At 66.6% G+C, this 16,818-nt stretch carries 16 protein-coding genes; 13 read left to right on the forward strand and 3 right to left on the reverse strand.

The features are described from left to right. The first annotated feature begins 227 nt into the window (after positions 1-227). From rho to CXY76_RS05430, 3 genes are all read left to right on the forward strand, one after another. A complete protein-coding gene (gene rho / locus CXY76_RS05420) occupies positions 228-2,924 on the forward strand; it encodes a transcription termination factor Rho (RefSeq protein ID WP_104163228.1) in 2,697 nt (898 codons plus the stop codon). After that, on the forward strand, positions 2,924-4,003 hold the full coding sequence (gene prfA, locus CXY76_RS05425; RefSeq protein WP_104163229.1) for a peptide chain release factor 1: 1,080 nt from the start codon (positions 2,924-2,926) through the stop codon (positions 4,001-4,003). The genes rho and prfA overlap by 1 nt, the downstream gene beginning before the upstream one ends. Before the next feature lie 866 nt (positions 4,004-4,869). Continuing rightward, positions 4,870-5,352, forward strand: a complete 483-nt coding sequence (locus CXY76_RS05430; protein WP_104163230.1) for a GNAT family N-acetyltransferase — start codon at positions 4,870-4,872, stop codon at positions 5,350-5,352. Positions 5,353-5,635: 283 nt separating this feature from the next. Here CXY76_RS05430 and CXY76_RS05435 read toward each other — a convergent pair whose 3' ends face one another. The 3 genes from CXY76_RS05435 to cysK all read right to left on the reverse strand — a co-directional run bounded on the left by CXY76_RS05435 (position 5,636) and on the right by cysK (position 8,335). Further along, positions 5,636-6,649 (reverse strand): isopenicillin N synthase family oxygenase, encoded by a 1,014-nt coding sequence (locus CXY76_RS05435; protein WP_104163231.1) that lies wholly within the window; start codon positions 6,647-6,649, stop codon positions 5,636-5,638. A gap of 127 nt (positions 6,650-6,776) precedes the next feature. Further along, positions 6,777-7,355 (reverse strand): serine O-acetyltransferase EpsC, encoded by a 579-nt coding sequence (gene epsC / locus CXY76_RS05440; RefSeq protein ID WP_104163232.1) that lies wholly within the window; start codon positions 7,353-7,355, stop codon positions 6,777-6,779. Between the two features lie 41 nt (positions 7,356-7,396). Continuing rightward, positions 7,397-8,335, reverse strand: a complete 939-nt coding sequence (gene cysK / locus CXY76_RS05445) for a cysteine synthase A (protein ID WP_104163233.1) — start codon at positions 8,333-8,335, stop codon at positions 7,397-7,399. A 217-nt stretch (positions 8,336-8,552) separates the two neighbouring features. Here cysK and prmC point away from each other — a divergent pair, with 217 nt between their 5' ends. The 10 genes from prmC (at position 8,553) to atpA (ending at position 16,753) form a co-directional block, all read left to right on the forward strand. Beyond that, positions 8,553-9,395, forward strand: coding sequence for a peptide chain release factor N(5)-glutamine methyltransferase (gene prmC / locus CXY76_RS05450; RefSeq protein WP_104163234.1), 843 nt, complete (start codon positions 8,553-8,555; stop codon positions 9,393-9,395). Then, positions 9,392-9,883 carry an N-acetyltransferase gene (locus CXY76_RS05455; protein ID WP_158253843.1) on the forward strand — a complete coding sequence of 164 codons (492 nt, stop codon included), beginning with the start codon at positions 9,392-9,394 and terminating at the stop codon, positions 9,881-9,883. The genes prmC and CXY76_RS05455 overlap by 4 nt, the downstream gene beginning before the upstream one ends. Positions 9,884-9,995: 112 nt before the next feature. Further along, a complete protein-coding gene (locus tag CXY76_RS05460; protein ID WP_104163235.1) occupies positions 9,996-10,694 on the forward strand; it encodes an L-threonylcarbamoyladenylate synthase in 699 nt (232 codons plus the stop codon). Continuing rightward, positions 10,694-11,920 (forward strand): MraY family glycosyltransferase, encoded by a 1,227-nt coding sequence (locus CXY76_RS05465; RefSeq protein WP_104163236.1) that lies wholly within the window; start codon positions 10,694-10,696, stop codon positions 11,918-11,920. The genes CXY76_RS05460 and CXY76_RS05465 overlap by 1 nt, the downstream gene beginning before the upstream one ends. Next, a complete protein-coding gene (locus CXY76_RS05470) occupies positions 11,917-12,408 on the forward strand; it encodes a hypothetical protein (protein ID WP_104163237.1) in 492 nt (163 codons plus the stop codon). Before CXY76_RS05465 ends, CXY76_RS05470 begins: the two co-directional genes overlap by 4 nt. A gap of 177 nt (positions 12,409-12,585) precedes the next feature. After that, positions 12,586-13,368, forward strand: a complete 783-nt coding sequence (gene atpB, locus CXY76_RS05475; RefSeq protein ID WP_104163262.1) for a F0F1 ATP synthase subunit A — start codon at positions 12,586-12,588, stop codon at positions 13,366-13,368. Between the two features lie 57 nt (positions 13,369-13,425). Beyond that, positions 13,426-13,656: an ATP synthase F0 subunit C gene (gene atpE, locus CXY76_RS05480; RefSeq protein ID WP_088455448.1), complete on the forward strand. Its 231-nt coding sequence runs from the start codon at positions 13,426-13,428 to the stop codon at positions 13,654-13,656. Positions 13,657-13,667: 11 nt separating this feature from the next. Next, on the forward strand, positions 13,668-14,225 hold the full coding sequence (locus CXY76_RS05485) for a F0F1 ATP synthase subunit B (RefSeq protein ID WP_104163238.1): 558 nt from the start codon (positions 13,668-13,670) through the stop codon (positions 14,223-14,225). Between the two features lie 5 nt (positions 14,226-14,230). Further along, entirely contained in the window at positions 14,231-15,028 is a 798-nt protein-coding gene (locus CXY76_RS05490) for a F0F1 ATP synthase subunit delta (RefSeq protein WP_104163239.1), read from the forward strand. A gap of 87 nt (positions 15,029-15,115) precedes the next feature. Next, positions 15,116-16,753 (forward strand): F0F1 ATP synthase subunit alpha, encoded by a 1,638-nt coding sequence (atpA, locus tag CXY76_RS05495; RefSeq protein WP_104163263.1) that lies wholly within the window; start codon positions 15,116-15,118, stop codon positions 16,751-16,753. Positions 16,754-16,818 lie beyond the last annotated feature (65 nt).

The raw sequence follows: 16,818 nt of genomic DNA on the forward strand, positions 1-16,818 counted from the left end.
CGTTGCCGACCGAACCTGCTAGAGTGGTTGCGCACCCGATAGAAACCGCCTCCGCGGATCTGTTCTCTGGTGTATTCCCTGTAACTCACTGCTATCGCGTTTTCGTGCGTGGCTGTGTGTGTTCACTCCAATCCGCCTCTGCGTGGGACTGGATCACCCGCAGCCCACCGGCGCTGCAACATCTTCTCTGGCCAATTCGTAAGAGCCAGGGGGAAGGACAAAACTTCGTGACCAACGTCAACCTCCACGCCAACGGTGTGGACATCTCACGCCTGACCACCCTTCGCGTCGCCGAGCTTCAGGCTCTGGCGGGCGAACTGGGTATCCAGGGCGCATCCAAACTTCGTAAAGGAGAGCTCGTGGACGCAATCACCGCGAACCAGTCCCACACGACCGAGTCGGCTGCACCCGCCGACGCCGCCGTCATCGACACCGCCGTCACTGACGCACCCGCGCAGGCCGCACCTGTAGAGGCCGCCGCTGTCGTCACCGACGCTCCCGCCGAGGCCGCTCCCAAGAAGCGCGTCTCCCGCCGGGTGAGCACCACTGCGTCGGCACCCGCCGTCGCCCACGTCAACGCCGACGGAGACCTGGGCCTCGGCCTGATCGTCCCCGAGACCGCGAAGACCCGCAAGACCACGGCCCCCACCACCTACGCCGGGGCCACCGACAACATCGTCGCCGACGCACCCGTCGTCGAGAAGCCGGTTCGCCAGGCCCGCAAGCGCGCCAGCACCGCCACGATCACCGAGGCAGCGATCTCCGAGGCCGTCGCCAAGGCGAACGCCGCCGAGGCCGCAGCTCCCGTCGCTCCCGTTGCCGAGAAGACCGCAGCCGTCGCTGCGCCGGCCGCAGAGCCCGCCACCGACACCCAGGCCGGTTCCGGCCGTAACCGTCGCGGCAACGGTCGTAACGAGAACCGCAACGAATCGCGCAACGAAAACCGCAACGAGTCGCGCAGCGGTGGACGCAACGGCGGCAACAACCGCAACAACAACAGCGCCGCCACCGCCCGCAACGCCTTCGACGCGCGCAGCATGATCGACGCGCAGAACGCCGAGGACGGCTACGAGGCTCCCGAGACGCTCGAAGCCGCACCGGCCGCGACCGACTCTGCTGACTCCACCGAGAGCACCGAGTCCCGCATCCAGCGCCCGGAAGGCGTCGTTCGCGCCGAGCGCTCCGAGCGTGGCGGACGCCAGCGCAACCAGCGCGGTGCCCGCGCCGAGCAGGCCGAGTCGACCGAGCAGGCCGAGCAGACCGAGCAGGTTGAACCGGCCGAGCAGGTCGAAACGACCGAGCAGTCCGACACCAGCTCCACCGAGCAGTCCGACGAGCAGGCCGAGCAGCCCCGCCAGGGTCGCAGCCGCAACCGCAGCCGCGGCGGCGACCGCAACCAGGGCGACCGCAACCAGGGTGACCGCGCCCAGAGCGACCGTGCCCCGCAGGCCTCGGATGACCGTGGCGCCGAGCGTGGCGATGACCGCCAGGCCAACCAGCGCCAGGCCGGCAACCGCGGCCTGGGCCAGGACCGCCAGCAGCAGGACCGCCAGCAGCAGGACCGCCAGCAGCAGGACCGCCAGGGCGACCGCCAGCAGAGCGACCGCGCCCAGCAGGAACGTCAGGGCCAGGACCGCAACCAGGGCCTGGACCGCAACGCCGGCCCCGAGGACGAGCTGAACGGCCGCAACAACCGCAGCCGTTTCCGTGACCGCAAGCGTCGCGGCGCCACCACCAACGACGACTTCGAGCCCGAGCTGACCGACGATGACGTGCTCATCCCGGTCGCCGGCATCCTCGACGTGCTCGACAACTACGCCTTCGTGCGCACCTCCGGCTACCTGCCCGGTGCCAGCGACGTGTACGTCTCGCTCGGCCAGGTCAAGAAGTACAACCTGCGCAAGGGTGACGCCGTCGTCGGCTCGATCCGTCAGCCGCACGAGGGTGACCAGAGCGGTCGCCAGAAGTACAACGCGATCGTCAAGGTCGACTCCATCAACGGCCTGACCGTTGAGGAAGCCGCCACCCGTGTCGAGTTCCAGAAGCTCACCCCGCTCTACCCGCAGGAGCGTCTGCGCCTCGAGACCGAGCCGGGCAAGCTGACCCAGCGCATCATCGACCTCGTCGCCCCGATCGGCAAGGGCCAGCGCGGCCTGATCGTCGCGCCGCCCAAGGCCGGCAAGACCATCGTCATGCAGCAGATCGCCAACGCCATCGCCACGAACAACCCCGAGGTCCACCTCATGGTCGTCCTGGTCGACGAGCGTCCCGAAGAGGTCACCGACATGCAGCGCACGGTGAAGGGTGAGGTCATCGCCTCCACCTTCGACCGTCCCGCCGAGGACCACACCACGGTCGCCGAGCTGGCCATCGAGCGCGCCAAGCGTCTCGTCGAGCTGGGCCACGACGTCGTCGTGCTGCTCGACTCGATCACCCGTCTCGGCCGTGCCTACAACCTCACGGCCCCGCCGAGCGGCCGGATCCTCTCCGGCGGCGTCGACGCATCCGCACTGTACCCGCCCAAGCGCTTCTTCGGCGCCGCCCGCAACATCGAGAACGGTGGCTCGCTCACCATCCTCGCTTCGGCACTGGTGGAGACCGGGTCCAAGATGGACGAGGTCATCTTCGAGGAGTTCAAGGGCACCGGCAACATGGAGCTGCGCCTGTCGCGCCACCTGGCCGACAAGCGGATCTTCCCGGCAGTCGACGTCAACGCATCCGGCACCCGTCGCGAAGAAATGCTGATGAGCGCCGATGAGGTCAAGATCACCTGGAAGCTGCGCCGCGCGTTGGCCGGACTCGAGCAGCAGCAGGCTCTCGAGGTCATCCTGGGCCGGCTGAAGGAGACCTCGTCCAACGTCGAGTTCCTGATGCAGGTTCAGAAGTCGATGCCGACCCCGAACGGGTCAGACAAGGATCACTGATGTTCGAGTCTGTCCTGACTCTGCAGGCTGAGCACGACGAGCTGCAGTCCCAGCTGGCGGACCCGGAGTTGCACGCGAATCCGGCCCGTTCCAAAAAGGTCAACCGGCGTTACGCCGAGCTCAGCCGCATCATCGCGGCGTGGAGCGAGTGGAAGGAGATTGGCGACAATCTCGAGGCCGCTCGTGAGCTCGCCGACGAGGATGACTCGTTCGCTGACGAGATTCCCGGGCTCACCGACCAGCTGGAGGACGCAGCCGAAAAGCTGCGCCGCCTGCTGATCCCGCGTGACCCGCTGGATGCCCGCGACGTGATCATGGAGATCAAGATGGGGGAGGGCGGTGCGGAATCCGCACTGTTCGCCGCCGATCTCCTGCGCATGTACCTGCACTACGCGGAGTCCAAGCGTTGGAAAACCGAGATCATCGAGCAGACCACGAGCGACCTCGGCGGAATCAAGGACATCCAGTTGGCCATCAAGGGCAACTCGGCTGACCCCGCTGAGGGCGTTTGGGCGCACCTCAAGTACGAGGGTGGTGTGCACCGCGTTCAGCGGGTGCCGGCCACCGAGTCGCAGGGACGCATCCACACCTCGGCGGCGGGTGTTCTCGTCTTCCCCGAGGTCGATGAGCCCGAAGAGGTCGAGTTGCACCCCAACGACCTCAAGATCGACGTCTATCGCTCCAGCGGCCCCGGCGGCCAGTCGGTGAACACCACAGACTCCGCTGTCCGGATCACCCACCTTCCCACCGGGATCGTGGTGGCCATGCAGAACGAGAAGAGCCAGCTGCAGAACAAGGAAGCGGGTATGCGGGTCCTCCGCGCCCGCGTCCTCGCCCGGCAGCAGGAAGAGATCGATGAGGCCGCCTCGCTGGTGCGCAAGGGCCAGATCCGCACCATGGACCGGTCAGAGCGCATCCGCACGTACAACTTCCCGGAGAACCGCATCGCGGACCACCGCACCGGGTACAAGGCATACAACCTGGACACCGTGATGAACGGCGCCCTGGATGCCGTGATCGACTCGTGCATCACCGCCGACGAGGCCACTCGCCTCGCCGAGATCGGCGACCACGACTAAGTCCTGCTCGTTCGAAAGAGGCGCTCCAGCTCCGGCTGGGGCGCCTTTTCTGTGGTCCGCGCCCATTCGCTGGTTGAGCTTGTCGAAACCTGGTGGGTCGGTCTGCGGATGCTGCGGTAGCGGTCCAGAGACTGGCTGACGTGGTCTCGACAAGCTCGACCAACGGGGTGGCGGTGCCCCGTAGATCGACTCGCGCGATCGTTGGTTGAGCTTGTCGAAACCTGGTGAGATGGTCTGCGGATGCCGCGGTAGCGCTCCAGAGACTGGCTCGAGTGGTCTCGACAGGCTCGACCAGCGGGGTGGCAGCGTCCCAGATATCGACTCGCGCGATCGTTGGTTGAGCTTGTCGAAACCTGGTGAGTCGGTCTGTGGATGCTGCGGTAGCGCTCCAGAGACTGGCTGACGTGGTCTCGACAGGCTCGACCAACGGGATGGCGGTGCCCCGTAGATCGACTCGCGCGATCGCTGGTTGAGCTTGTCGAAACCTGGTGAGACGGTCTGCGGATGCCGCGGTAGCGCTCCGGAGACTGGCTGACGTGGTCTCGACAGGCTCGACCAGCGGGGTGGCAGCGTCCCAGATATCGACTCGCGCGATCGTTGGTTGAGCTTGTCGAAACCTGGTGAGTCGGTCTGCGGATGCTGCGGAGGCGATTCAGAGGCCGGCTCGCGTGGCCTCGACACGCTCGACCAACGGGGTGGCAGCGTCCCAGATATCGACTCGCCCGATCGCTGGTTGAGCTTGTCGAAACCTGGTGACTCGGTCTGCGGATGCCGCGACGCGGTCGCGAGACCGGCTTGCGGGGTCTCGACAGGCTCGACCAGCGATGGCGGCGACCCGTAACTAGGCAACAACTAGGCTGAGCGTCATGCCCGGGCTCACCTTCGTCACGACCGACCCGGGCTCGCCCGCTGCCGTTGCCACACTGTGGGCCTACTACGACGACATCGTCGGCCGGTACTGGGGCCGCGCCGCGTTGCCGGGCGAGACCGATGCGGCCGTGGCGGATGAACCGAGCGCCGATCTGCAGGGCGACTCCGGTGTGCTCGTGTTGGGGATGCTGGACGGCGTGCCGGTCGCCTGTGGCGGCGTGCGGTTCGTGGGCGACAACGTCGGCGAGCTGACCCGCATCTACGTGGCGCCCGAAGCCCGGGGGACAGGCACCGGCACCGCGTTGATCGCCCATCTGGAGGGCCTCGCCGGCGACGCCGGGCGCACCCGGCTGCGGCTCACGGTGCGCAGCGACCTCGTCGAGGCCCGCAGCCTGTACGCCCGAGCCGGCTACACGGAGGTCGCCCCGTTCAACTCCGACCCCTACGCCGAACACTGGTTCGCGAAGGAGCTGACCTGACGAGTGCAGTCGCGACCCATCCGTTGGTTGAGCTTGTCGAAACCTGGCGAGTTGGTCTGCGGATGCCGCGGTAGCGGTGCTGAGGCCGGTTCACGTGGTCTCGACAGGCTCGACCAACGGGTGGCCGCGTCCCGTAGATCGACTCGCGCGATCGCTGGTTGAGCCTGTCGAAACCTGGTGAGTCGGTGTGCGCGATTCGCACCCTTGGAGCGACCCACGGAGATGGTCAGGGGTCGACAGGCGCGACCAACGGTCTGTTGCGAGCGACGGCCCGGACCCCGGCCTACTTGAGCAGGTCGGAGTGGTGGATGGCGGCGACGTCCGGGTGCGCGCGCATGCGGCTCTTGAGCGAGTTCTCGCCGTAGGTGGTGAAGATCGGGTTCTCCGGGTCGATGGTGATGCCGGGCGCGTGCAGTTCCTCCGGCAGGGTGAGCACCGGGATGGTGGCATCCAGCGCCGGGCTGTAGAAGAACGGGATCGAGATCCGGTCGGTGCCGATCAGCGGGGAGATCACCCGGTGCACGGTGGCCTTGAGGTAGCCATCCGTTGCCACCTCGAGCAGTTCGCCGATGTTCACCACGAAGGCGCCGTCGAGCGGGGGAGCGTCGATCCACTCGCCGTCCTTCTCCACCTGCAGCCCGCCCTTGCCCGGCTCGACGAACAGCAGTGTGAGCACACCGGAGTCCTTGTGCGCCCCGACGCCCTGCTTGGGGGTGGGGTCTGACTTGCCCGGGTAGCGCACGATCTTGATCAGGGTCGACGGCTTCTCGGCGAACGCCGCGTCGAAGACGTGCTGGTCGGCGCCAAGAGACAGGGCCCACGCCTGCATCAGGCGCAGCGCGACGGCGTTGAGCTCCTCCCGCCAGGAGGTCATGACCTCCTGCAGCGCGGGCAGGTTCACCGGCCACTGGTTTGGGCCTTCCAGGCGGAGGTAGTCGGCGCTCTCCGGAGTGAGCTGCAGGGCGGGGCGCTCCGGTCCGATGTCGATCTGCTCGCGCCAGTCCACCTTGCCCTGGGTGAGTTCGCCGCCCACCCGGGTGTAGCCGCGGAAGTGCGGGCTCTGCAGGTTCTCAATGGCCATCTTGTCGTCCTCGGGCAGGTCGAAGAAGGCCCGGGAAGTGGTCATCACCCGCTCGATGAGCTCGGCCGGCACACCATGCCCGGTGAGGTAGAAGAAGCCGTATTCGTGGGTGACCTCGCGCAACTGGGCCCGAAACGCCTCGGCCTCCTCCGGTCCGGCGTCCAGGCGGGACAGGTCGAGGATCGGGAGCGACGGGGCGGCGGATGAGGTTGTCATGACAACTATTCTGCCAACATCCAGATGAATTCCGGTCGGTGTTACACCGGATTGCCGAGGTCGAAGATTCTGCGGGTGTGCCTCTGCAGGGACGCCCCTGTTCGCAGGAAACCTCGGGGAAGCGGGTTCAGCTGCCGGATTTGAGCAGGCCGCGCGCTGCCTTGATCTCCTCGGCGGTGCCCCGCTGGGCGCGCGCGGGGATGCCGAGCAGGATCGATCGGGCCGGGGCGTCCTTGGTGACGACGGCGTTTGCACCCACGGTGCTCCACTCGCCCAGCGTGATGGGGCCCAGGATCTTGGCGCCCGCGCCCACTGTCACGCCGTCGCCCAGGCGGGGGTGACGCCGGGTGCCGGGCACGTTGGCGTGCCGGCTCTTCCCGCCGAGGGTGACCCCGTGATACAGCATCACGTCGTCGCCGACCACGGCGGTCTCACCGATCACCACACCCATGCCGTGATCGATGAACAGGCGCCAGCCGATGGTGGCGCCGGGGTGGATTTCCACTCCGGTGAGGAATCTGGTGAACTGCGACAACAGCCGGGCCGGCAGGCGCAGGCCTGCCAGCCACAGCCGGTGTGAGATCCGATAGGCCCACACAGCGTGCACGCCGCTATAGGCCAGCACAACTTCAGCCTTGCTGTGCGCGGCAGGGTCGTGCCTCTGCGCCATCGCGATATCCTCGCGAACGCGTGCGAACACTCCCATGCCGGGCACCTGTCTGTAGTCGATCGAGCAGCGGATGGTGCCTAGTCGACGAGGTCTTCGTACAGGACGGTGCTGATGTACCTCTCGCCGAAACCGGGCACGATCACGACGATGGTCTTGCCGGCGTTCTCGGGCAGCTTGGCCTGCTCGAGGGCGGCCCACACGGCGGCGCCTCCGGAGATGCCGGCGAGGATGCCTTCCTCGGTGGCCAGGGCGCGAGCCGTGGCGACGGAGTCGGCGAGGGTCACATCGGTGACCTCGTCGTAGACGTGGGTGTCGAGAACGCTCGGCACGAAGTTGGCGCCGATGCCCTGGATTTTGTGCGGGCCGGGGGCGCCGCCGTTGAGGATAGGGGAGTCCTTGGGCTCGACGCCGATCACACGCACGGACGGCTTGCGCTCCTTGAGCAGCTGGCCTGCGCCGGTGATGGTGCCGCCGGTTCCGATGCCGGCCACGAGCAGGTCCACGGCGCCGTCGGTGTCGTCCCAGATCTCCACGCCGGTGGTGGCCTTGTGGATGGCCGGGTTCGCCGGGTTGTCGAACTGACGGGCCCAGATGGCCCCCGGGGTGGCCGCGACGATTTCCTTGGCCTTCTCGACCGCGCCGCGCATGCCCTCGGAGCCGGGCGTGAGCACGAGCTCGGCGCCGTAGGCGCGCAGCAGGATCTTGCGCTCCTTGCTCATGGTCTCCGGCATCGCCAGGATGACCGAGTAGCCGCGGGCGGCGCCGACCATGGCCAGGGCGATGCCGGTGTTGCCGCTGGTGCCCTCCACAATGGTGCCGCCGGGCTTGAGCTCTCCCGAGGCTTCGGCGGCGTCGACGATGGCGACGCCGATGCGGTCCTTGACGCTGCTGGAGGGGTTGTAGAACTCGAGCTTGGCGAGCACCGTCGCGGTGGAGGTGCCGGGCAGACGGTTGAGCTTGACCAGCGGGGTGCCGCCGACGGTTTCGGTAATGTCTGAGTAGATCCGTGCGGACATCGGTAGACCTTTCCTGGGGCTCTCCTGGAGCCGACTGGTGCGGATGCTCCGCAGGTGGGTGGTGCCGTAACGAAAGCCGTGCTCTGGCGCGCCTCGTTCAGCCTAGAGCCCTGACGATACCCAGTGGGAGTCACAGAGTTGCGTAAGATTCCAGTTTGTGACGCCTTCCCCTAGCAACTCCGGCTCCCTGTCCGATATTCCAACGACGCTCGAGCGGATGCGGGCCGTGGCCACTTCGGCTCTGACCGCCGCGGGAATCGAGGGCGCCGAGATCGACGCCGACCTGTTGATCGGGCACGTGCTCGGCCAGAGCCGCGGTCAGGTGCAGGCCGGCGCCATCATGGGCGCGCGGCTCAGCGACACCGATGCCGCGGCCATCATCGCCCTCGTTCACCGTCGTGAGACGCGCGAACCCCTGCAGCACATCACCGGCCGGGCACCGTTCCGCGGCCTGGAACTCAACGTGGGACCCGGCGTTTTTGTGCCGCGCCCCGAGACGGAAGGGGTCGCCCAGCTGGCCATCGACGCCCTGCGTTCGATGGCCGATCCCGAGCCGGTCGGGGTGGACCTCGGCACCGGCAGCGGCGCCATCGCCCTGGCCCTGGCCACCGAGGTGCCGCACGCCCGCATCTATGCCTGCGAGAACTCGGCCGACGCGTTCCCGTGGACCAGCCGCAACTTCGCCGAGGTCGCCGCCGACAACGCCACCCTGGTGTTCGCCGACCTCGCCGGCGCGTTCACCGAGCTGAACGGCACCGTCTCCGTGGTGGTGTCGAACCCGCCGTACATCCCGGCCGACGCCATCCCCCGCGACCCCGAGGTGCGTCTGTTCGACCCTGCCCACGCCCTCTTCGGCGGGCCGGACGGGCTCGACATCGTGCGCCTGGTGTCGCAGACGGGCCTGCGCCTCCTTCGGTCGGGTGGAGCGCTCATCATCGAACACGGCGAGCTGCAGGGTGCCGAGATCCGCGCCCTCCTCGACGCCGACGGCTGGCGCGCCACCGCCACCCACCGCGACCTCACCACCCGCGACCGCAGCACCACGGCCCTGCGTCCGTGACCGAGCACGCGCCGGGCGAACTCGCGCCTCTCGGTCAGGCGCAACTCGCGGGCTGGCTGCTCGCGAGCACCGCCGACTACGTCAACGACCTGGAGGCAGGCGGGCTCAGCCGGGCCGCGGCCGAGAACAAGGCCCGCGAATCCAGCCGGCGCGAATTTCCGGGCGGAGTGCCCGCCGCCGGTCAGCACGTCTATGCCATCACGGTAGCGGGCGAGCAGGTCGGCGTGATCTGGCTCTCTGCGGGGCCGGCGGATGACCCCACCAACTGGTGGATCCTGGACATCGTGGTCTTCGAGCAGTTTCGGGGTCGTGGGCACGGCCGCCTGGCGATGATGCTGGCCGAGACCGAAGCTGCCCGGCACGGTGCGGCCAAGCTCACCTTGAACGTCTTCGCGCGCAACGCCACGGCCCGGGCCCTCTACGCATCCCTGGCCTACACGCCCACGAAGATCGTGATGGAAAAACTCCTCACCAACCCCGCGAACTGAGAGAAAAGCACCTAAAGCCCGCCGAAATTGGGGCTTAACTCACAGTTCGCGGGCCCCGAGCGCGGCTGCGTCGCCGGGCCCTCACAGGCTGGCTGCACTAGAATCGTGCCCGATGACACGTATCTATGACTGCTCGGTCGACGAGGAACGCTCGACGGGCATGCGATTGGCACGCTCGGCGATCGGCCGCGGCGCGCTCGTTGTCATCCCCACCGACACCGTCTACGGCCTCGCCGCGGACGCGTTCAACCCCGAGGCCGTGCAGAAACTGCTGGATGCCAAGGGCCGTGGCCGCCAGTCGCCCCCGCCGGTGCTCATCCCGGGCATTCCCACCCTTGACGCCCTCGCCCAGGACATCCCGGAGCCGGTACGCGCCCTGGTCGCCGAGTTCTGGCCCGGCGGCCTCACCGTGGTGCTCACCGCACAGTCGTCCCTGGTCTGGGACCTGGGCGAAACCCAAGGCACCGTGGCCCTGCGGATGCCGCGCAATCAGGTGGCCCTGGACCTGCTGGCCGAAACGGGCCCGCTCGCCGTCTCGAGCGCCAACACCAGCGGCCTGCCCTCGGCCATCGACGTGATCGGCGCTGAGGACATGCTCGGCATCAGCGTCGCGGTCTACCTCGACGGGGGAGTCGCGGGAATGGACTACGAGGCGATCGGCGACCGTGCCGGCGACACCTCGTCCACGATCGTGGATGCCACCGGCTTCGCCACCAACGGCGGCAAGCTGGTCATCGTGCGCAACGGCGTGATCTCCCGGGCCGCGATCGAGGCCGTCATCGGTGACGCTCTCGCACCTGTGGACGAGTAATGACCCTTTTCTTCCTGTTGGCGGTGGTGTCGGCGGTCGTGACCTTCGTCATGTCGATCGTGGTGCTCAAGCTCACCCACAAATACCGCCTGTACCCCAAGATCCGTGAACGCGATGTGCACACCCGGCCCACCCCGAGGCTGGGCGGCATCGCCATGTTCCTGGGCATCCTGGTGGCCTTCGGGGTGTCCTACCTGGTGGCGTCCCAGTTCGCGCCGCTGAGGCTGATCTTCGCCGACCCGCACCAGATCACGGCCATCCTCGGCGCGGCCCTGCTCATCGTGCTGCTCGGTGTCGCCGACGACATCTGGGACCTCGACTGGATGACCAAGCTGCTGGGCCAGTTCATCGCCGCCGGCCTGGTGGCCTGGCAGGGCGTGCAGGTCTTCTCCCTGCCGATCGGCGGACTGACCGTCGGATCGTCCTGGATGTCGATCGTGATCACGGTCATGGCAATCGTCATCGTGATGAACATGATCAACTTCATCGACGGCCTCGACGGGCTCGTCGCCGGGGTCGCGCTCATCGCCAACGGCGTGTTCTTTATCTACAGCTACCTACTGGTGCGCGACACGTCGCCCACCAACTACTTCAACCTCGCCTCCCTGATCGCCGCGATCCTCGTCGGAGCCTGCGTGGGCTTCCTGCCGGTGAACTGGCGCCCCGCCAAGATGTTCATGGGTGACGCCGGTGCCCTTCTGGTCGGGCTGCTGATGGCCACCTCGGCCATCGCGATCACCGGCCAGGTCGACCCCACGGCCGTCAACCGGTCCCAGCTGTTCCCGGCCTTCATCCCGCTGATCCTGCCGGTGGCGATCCTCATCATCCCGCTGCTCGACTTCGGCCTGGCGGTGTTCCGGCGGGTGCGGGCAGGCAAGTCGCCGTTCAGCGCCGACCGCAAGCACCTGCACCACCGGCTCCTGGACATGGGTCACTCCCACCTGCACGCCGTGCTGATCTTCTACGCCTGGACCGCCGCCGCATCGGTGGGGTGCCTGCTCTACTACCTGCTCCCGGTGTTCTTCGGTCTGCCCACCTGGTGGGCCACCGTCTTCCTGGTGAGCGCCCTGGTCATCTGCACCGTCGTGACCCTCGCCCCGCTGAGCCGCCGCAAGGCCATCGAGGCCGCCAGCCAGCTCGCCCCGGCGACCGGCGCCATCGGCATCCCCGCTATTGCCCGGCTTGATCCCCTCGACGAAGCGTCTGACGCCAAGGAGCCCGTATGACCCCCGCACCCGTTCCCTCCGATACCCCCGCGACCTCGCCCCGGGCGACTCCCGTGGACGCCAGGAAGATCCTCACGGAGGTCCTCAAGTACACCGGCCTGCTGGCCATCGCGATCGCCGTCATCGGCGGCGGCCTGGGCTACCTGTTCGCCGGAACCGACGGTCTCATCAGCGCCCTCATCGGCACCATCCTGGCCGTCCTGTTCGCGTCCATCACCGCCGCGAGCATCATCGGGGCCATGCGGTTCGACATCGCCGCGTTCTTCGGCATCGTGATGGGCGCCTGGCTGCTGAAGATCGTGGTCTTCATCGTCATCCTCGCCCTCCTGCGCGACGCCCCCTTCGTGCAGACGATGGTGCTCTTTCTCACGGTGATCGCCGGCGCCGTCGGCACCATGCTGATCGACGTGATCGTGGTCTTCAAGTCCAAGTTGGGCTACGCGAGCAACGTCACTCTGCCCAAGGTGACGGACGAGACCGCACCCTGACCTGGGTGCTCCCGTCGATTAGGTCACCCAGAGCGATTGTTGGTAAAGTGAAAACACTCTCAGGTGGCAGTGTGCGCCCCCGAGCCGTAGACCGAATTCCCCCACTGTCGCCTATGTGCGTCCGCACAGAAACAGGAGATAGCGCTGTTGTCTAACGCTGCGTACTTGCTGATTCCCATGGAATCCGAAGGCGAATTTCACGCTCCCGGGATCGGTGAGTTCCTCGGCCTGCCGGCGCTGTTCTTCGCAGACACGCCCTTCGAGATCAACCGGATCATCCTGGTTCGCCTGCTGGCCATCGCGCTGATGCTGTTCCTGTTCTGGTTCGCGCTGCGCAAGCCCACCCGGGTTCCGGGTCGCAACCAGAGCATCGCCGAACTGGCGCTCGGCTTCGTTCAGGTGCAGATCGCCGACCAGATTCTCGGCAAGGACCTGGGCCGGCGTTACCTGCCCCTCCTGGCCGGACTGTTCTTCGGCATCCTGGCGATGAACATCACCGGTGTCGTGCCGTTCATGAACATCTCGGGCACATCGATCATCGCCATGCCGCTGGTGCTGGGCCTCGTCGCCTACGTGGTGTTCATCTACGCCGGCATTAAGGCGCTGGGCCCGGGCAAGTTCTTCAAGAACTCGCTCTTCCCCGCCGGTGTGCCGTGGCCGATCTACATCCTGCTCGCGCCGATCGAGTTCATCAACATCTTCATCGTCCGGCCGCTCTCGCTGGCCCTTCGACTTCTGCTCAACATGATGGTCGGGCACCTGCTGCTCGTGCTGTGCTTCAGCGCCACGAACTTCTTCTTCTTCACTGCAGGTGGATGGGTTGGACTCTTCGGCGTGGGAACACTCGCGTTCGGGTTCATCTTCACTTTCGTTGAATTCGCCGTGTACATCCTCCAGGCGTACATCTTTACCCTTCTGACCGCCGTGTACGTGCAACAAGCCGTGGCTGAAGAGCACTGACACAACTGAACTGGCTACGTCGACCGACGTCGTTTTTCGATTGAAAGGAAACACCTAGTGGAACCCACCATCCTCGCCGAGATCACCGGCAACATCGCGACCGTAGGTTACGGACTTGCAGCGATCGGCCCGGGCATCGGCATCGGTATCGTCGCCGGAAAGACCGTTGAAGCCATGGCTCGCCAGCCTGAGCTCGCCGGCCGTCTCCAGGTCACCATGTTCCTCGGCATCGCGTTCACCGAGCTCCTCGCGTTCATCGGTGTTGCCGTATTCTTCATCTTCGTCTAGGGATTACCACAATGCCTGAGCTTGTTCTCGCAGCAGAAGCGGAATCGAACCCGTTTCTTCCTGCCATCTACGACATCACCTGGTCGCTAGTTGTCCTCCTGGTTGTCATGGTCTTCTTTGTACGCTTCGCGATCCCGCGTTTCCGTCAGATCCTTGACGACCGTGCGGAGGCCATCGAGGGGAACATCGCCAAGGCAGACGACGCACAGCGCAAGGCCGAAGCTGCTCTCGAGCAGTACACGGCCCAGCTGGCCGAAGCACGTGTCGAGGCCGGCCAGATCCGCGAGCAGGCACGCGCCGACGGTCAGCGCATCCTCGCCGAGCTCCGCGAACAGGCAACTGCCGAGGCCAACCGCGTCACGGCTACCGCGAAGGCACAGATCGAGGCCGAACGTCAGGCCGCCGTTCTGTCCCTGCGCAGTGAAGTCGGTTCGCTGGCCATCGACCTCGCCTCCGGTGTCATCGGTGAGAGCCTGAACGACGATGCGCGTGCAAGCGCCATGGTCGAGCGGTTCCTCGCCGACATCGAAGCCACCGAGAACACGGCCCCTTCGGCCGGAAAGAACTAAGACACATGGGAAGCGCCACCAGAGAAGCCTTGGCCGCGTCGCGGGCGGCACTCGCCGCCCACGCCGAGTGGGCTGATCTGGCGACGGGTGAGAACCTGTTCGACGCCGGCCGGGTCATCGGGGATTCCTCGCAGCTGCTCGCCGCACTCAGCGACGCGTCTGCGGATTCGTCCCAGAAGGTCGCGCTCGTTCGCGCGGTCTTCGGTGCCACGGTCACGCCCGCCGCACTCGAGCTTCTGCTGTCGATTGCGGCCGGTCGCTGGTCGAGCCACCAGGACCTGCTGGCCGCCATCGAGGAGCTCGCGTTGCGGGTGACGGCGGATTCGGCCGATCAGAGCGTGTCGATCCGATCCGAACTGTTCCTGTTCGGTGCGGCGGTGTCTTCGGATGCCGAACTCGAACTGGCGCTGACCAGCAAGCTGGGTAAGACCTCAGCCAAGGTCGGTCTCATCCAGGCGCTCCTGGCCGACAAGGTGTCCGCACAGACCCTCGTCATCGTCCGCCACCTGGTGCAGCAGCCTCGCGGCCGCCGCATCGGCGAACTGCTCAGTGATGCGGCCAGGATCGTCGCCGATCAGGCCGACAGCATCATCGCGACGGTCACCGTGGCGGCAGCGCTGCAGCAGGGGCAGCTGGACCGCCTCGCCGCGTCGCTGTCTACCCGCTACGGACGCAACGTCGCCCTCAACGTGGTCATCGACGCATCCGTCGTCGGCGGCCTGAAAGTACAGATCGGCGATGACGTCATCGACGGCAGCGTCGCCACCCGTCTCAAGGACTTGAGACTGCAGCTTGCTGGCTAACCTTCGGGTTGCCAGAACACACATATCTCGAGACGGTAACGTGTCGAAAAGACAAAGCCTGTACTGCTGTACAGAAAAGGGAAGATGATGGCAGAACTAACGATCAGCCCCGATGAGATCCGGAACGCTCTCCAGGACTTCGTCAAGTCCTACGAGCCGAACAAGGCCGCCACGACCGAGGTCGGCTACGTCTCCACCGCCGGCGATGGCATCGCCCACGTGCAGGGTCTCCCCGGCGTGATGGCCAACGAGCTCATCAAGTTCGCGGACGGCACCCTCGGCCTCGCGCTGAACCTCGACGAAGACGAGATCGGTGTTGTCGTCCTCGGCGAGTTCGCCGGCATCGTGGAAGGCATGGAGGTGTACCGCACCGGCGAGGTCCTCTCCGTACCCGTCGGCGACGGCTACCTCGGCCGTGTCGTCGACCCGCTCGGCGCCCCCATCGACGGTCTCGGCGAGATCGCCACGGACGGCCGCCGCGCCCTGGAGCTGCAGGCGCCCGGCGTCATGCACCGCAAGAGCGTGCACGAGCCGATGCAGACCGGCATCAAGGCCATCGACGCGATGATCCCGATCGGCCGTGGCCAGCGCCAGCTGATCATCGGTGACCGCCAGACCGGCAAGACCGCCATCGCCGTTGACACGATCATCAACCAGAAGGCCAACTGGGAGTCCGGCGACGCCAACAAGCAGGTTCGCTGCATCTACGTCGCCATCGGCCAGAAGGGCTCCACCATCGCTTCGGTGAAGGGTGCGCTCGAGGACGCCGGAGCGATGGAGTACACCACCATCGTCGCCGCCCCGGCCTCCGACCCGGCCGGCTTCAAGTACCTCGCCCCGTACACCGGCTCGGCCATCGGCCAGCACTGGATGTACGCCGGCAAGCACGTCCTCATCGTCTTCGACGACCTGTCCAAGCAGGCCGAGGCCTACCGTGCGGTATCGCTGCTGCTGCGTCGCCCGCCGGGACGCGAAGCGTACCCCGGCGACGTGTTCTACCTGCACTCCCGCCTGCTGGAGCGTTGTGCCAAGCTCTCCGACGAGCTGGGCAAGGGATCGATGACCGGCCTGCCGATCATCGAGACCAAGGCCAACGACGTTGCCGCGTACATCCCGACCAACGTGATCTCGATCACCGACGGCCAGATCTTCCTTCAGTCCGACCTCTTCAACGCCAACCAGCGTCCCGCGGTCGACGTGGGAATCTCGGTCTCGCGTGTTGGTGGCGACGCCCAGGTCAAGTCGATCAAGAAGGTCTCCGGTACCCTCAAGCTCGAACTGGCCCAGTACCGTTCGCTCGAGGCGTTCTCGATGTTCGCGTCCGACCTTGACCCGGCCAGCCGCCGCCAGCTTGCTCGTGGCGCCCGCCTGACCGAGCTGCTCAAGCAGCCGCAGTACTCGCCGTACCCCGTCGAGGACCAGGTCGTCTCGATCTGGGCCGGCACGAACGGCAAGCTCGACGAGGTTCCCCTCGAAGACATCCTGCGTTTCGAGCGCGAACTGCTCGACTTCCTCGGCCGCACCACCAGCATCCTCACGACGCTGCGCGACACCAACGTCCTCAGCGACGACACCGTCGCCGAGCTGACCACCGCGGTGGACACCTTCAAGCGCGAATTCCAGACCGGTGAGGGCAAGCCCCTCGCTTCCGTCGGCCGCGAAGAGTTCGTCGCGACCAAGGCAGAAGACGTCAACCAGGAAAAGATCGTCAAGCACAAGCGCTAACCGCGCATCCGGTTCGAGCCGCCCCAGGCGGCTCGGACCGGGTTCTTGACACTCATCGACACGAT

The organism is Cryobacterium sp. N22, from assembly GCF_002929555.1.
GTDB lineage: Bacteria > Actinomycetota > Actinomycetes > Actinomycetales > Microbacteriaceae > Cryobacterium.

Excerpts from the sequence above, each read along its gene's own strand:
- CXY76_RS05460 (WP_104163235.1), top strand. The coding sequence starts at position 9,996 with ATGACACGTATCTATGACTGCTCGGTCGACGAGGAACGCTCGACGGGC.
- prfA (WP_104163229.1), top strand. The coding sequence starts at position 2,924 with ATGTTCGAGTCTGTCCTGACTCTGCAGGCTGAGCACGACGAGCTGCAG.
- CXY76_RS05465 (WP_104163236.1), top strand. The coding sequence starts at position 10,694 with ATGACCCTTTTCTTCCTGTTGGCGGTGGTGTCGGCGGTCGTGACCTTC.
- CXY76_RS05490 (WP_104163239.1), top strand. The coding sequence starts at position 14,231 with ATGGGAAGCGCCACCAGAGAAGCCTTGGCCGCGTCGCGGGCGGCACTC.
- CXY76_RS05485 (WP_104163238.1), top strand. The coding sequence starts at position 13,668 with ATGCCTGAGCTTGTTCTCGCAGCAGAAGCGGAATCGAACCCGTTTCTT.
- CXY76_RS05470 (WP_104163237.1), top strand. The coding sequence starts at position 11,917 with ATGACCCCCGCACCCGTTCCCTCCGATACCCCCGCGACCTCGCCCCGG.
- epsC (WP_104163232.1), bottom strand. The coding sequence starts at position 7,355 with ATGGGAGTGTTCGCACGCGTTCGCGAGGATATCGCGATGGCGCAGAGG.
- cysK (WP_104163233.1), bottom strand. The coding sequence starts at position 8,335 with ATGTCCGCACGGATCTACTCAGACATTACCGAAACCGTCGGCGGCACC.
- atpB (WP_104163262.1), top strand. The coding sequence starts at position 12,586 with ATGGAATCCGAAGGCGAATTTCACGCTCCCGGGATCGGTGAGTTCCTC.
- prmC (WP_104163234.1), top strand. The coding sequence starts at position 8,553 with ATGCGGGCCGTGGCCACTTCGGCTCTGACCGCCGCGGGAATCGAGGGC.
- atpA (WP_104163263.1), top strand. The coding sequence starts at position 15,116 with ATGGCAGAACTAACGATCAGCCCCGATGAGATCCGGAACGCTCTCCAG.
- CXY76_RS05435 (WP_104163231.1), bottom strand. The coding sequence starts at position 6,649 with ATGACAACCTCATCCGCCGCCCCGTCGCTCCCGATCCTCGACCTGTCC.
- CXY76_RS05430 (WP_104163230.1), top strand. The coding sequence starts at position 4,870 with ATGCCCGGGCTCACCTTCGTCACGACCGACCCGGGCTCGCCCGCTGCC.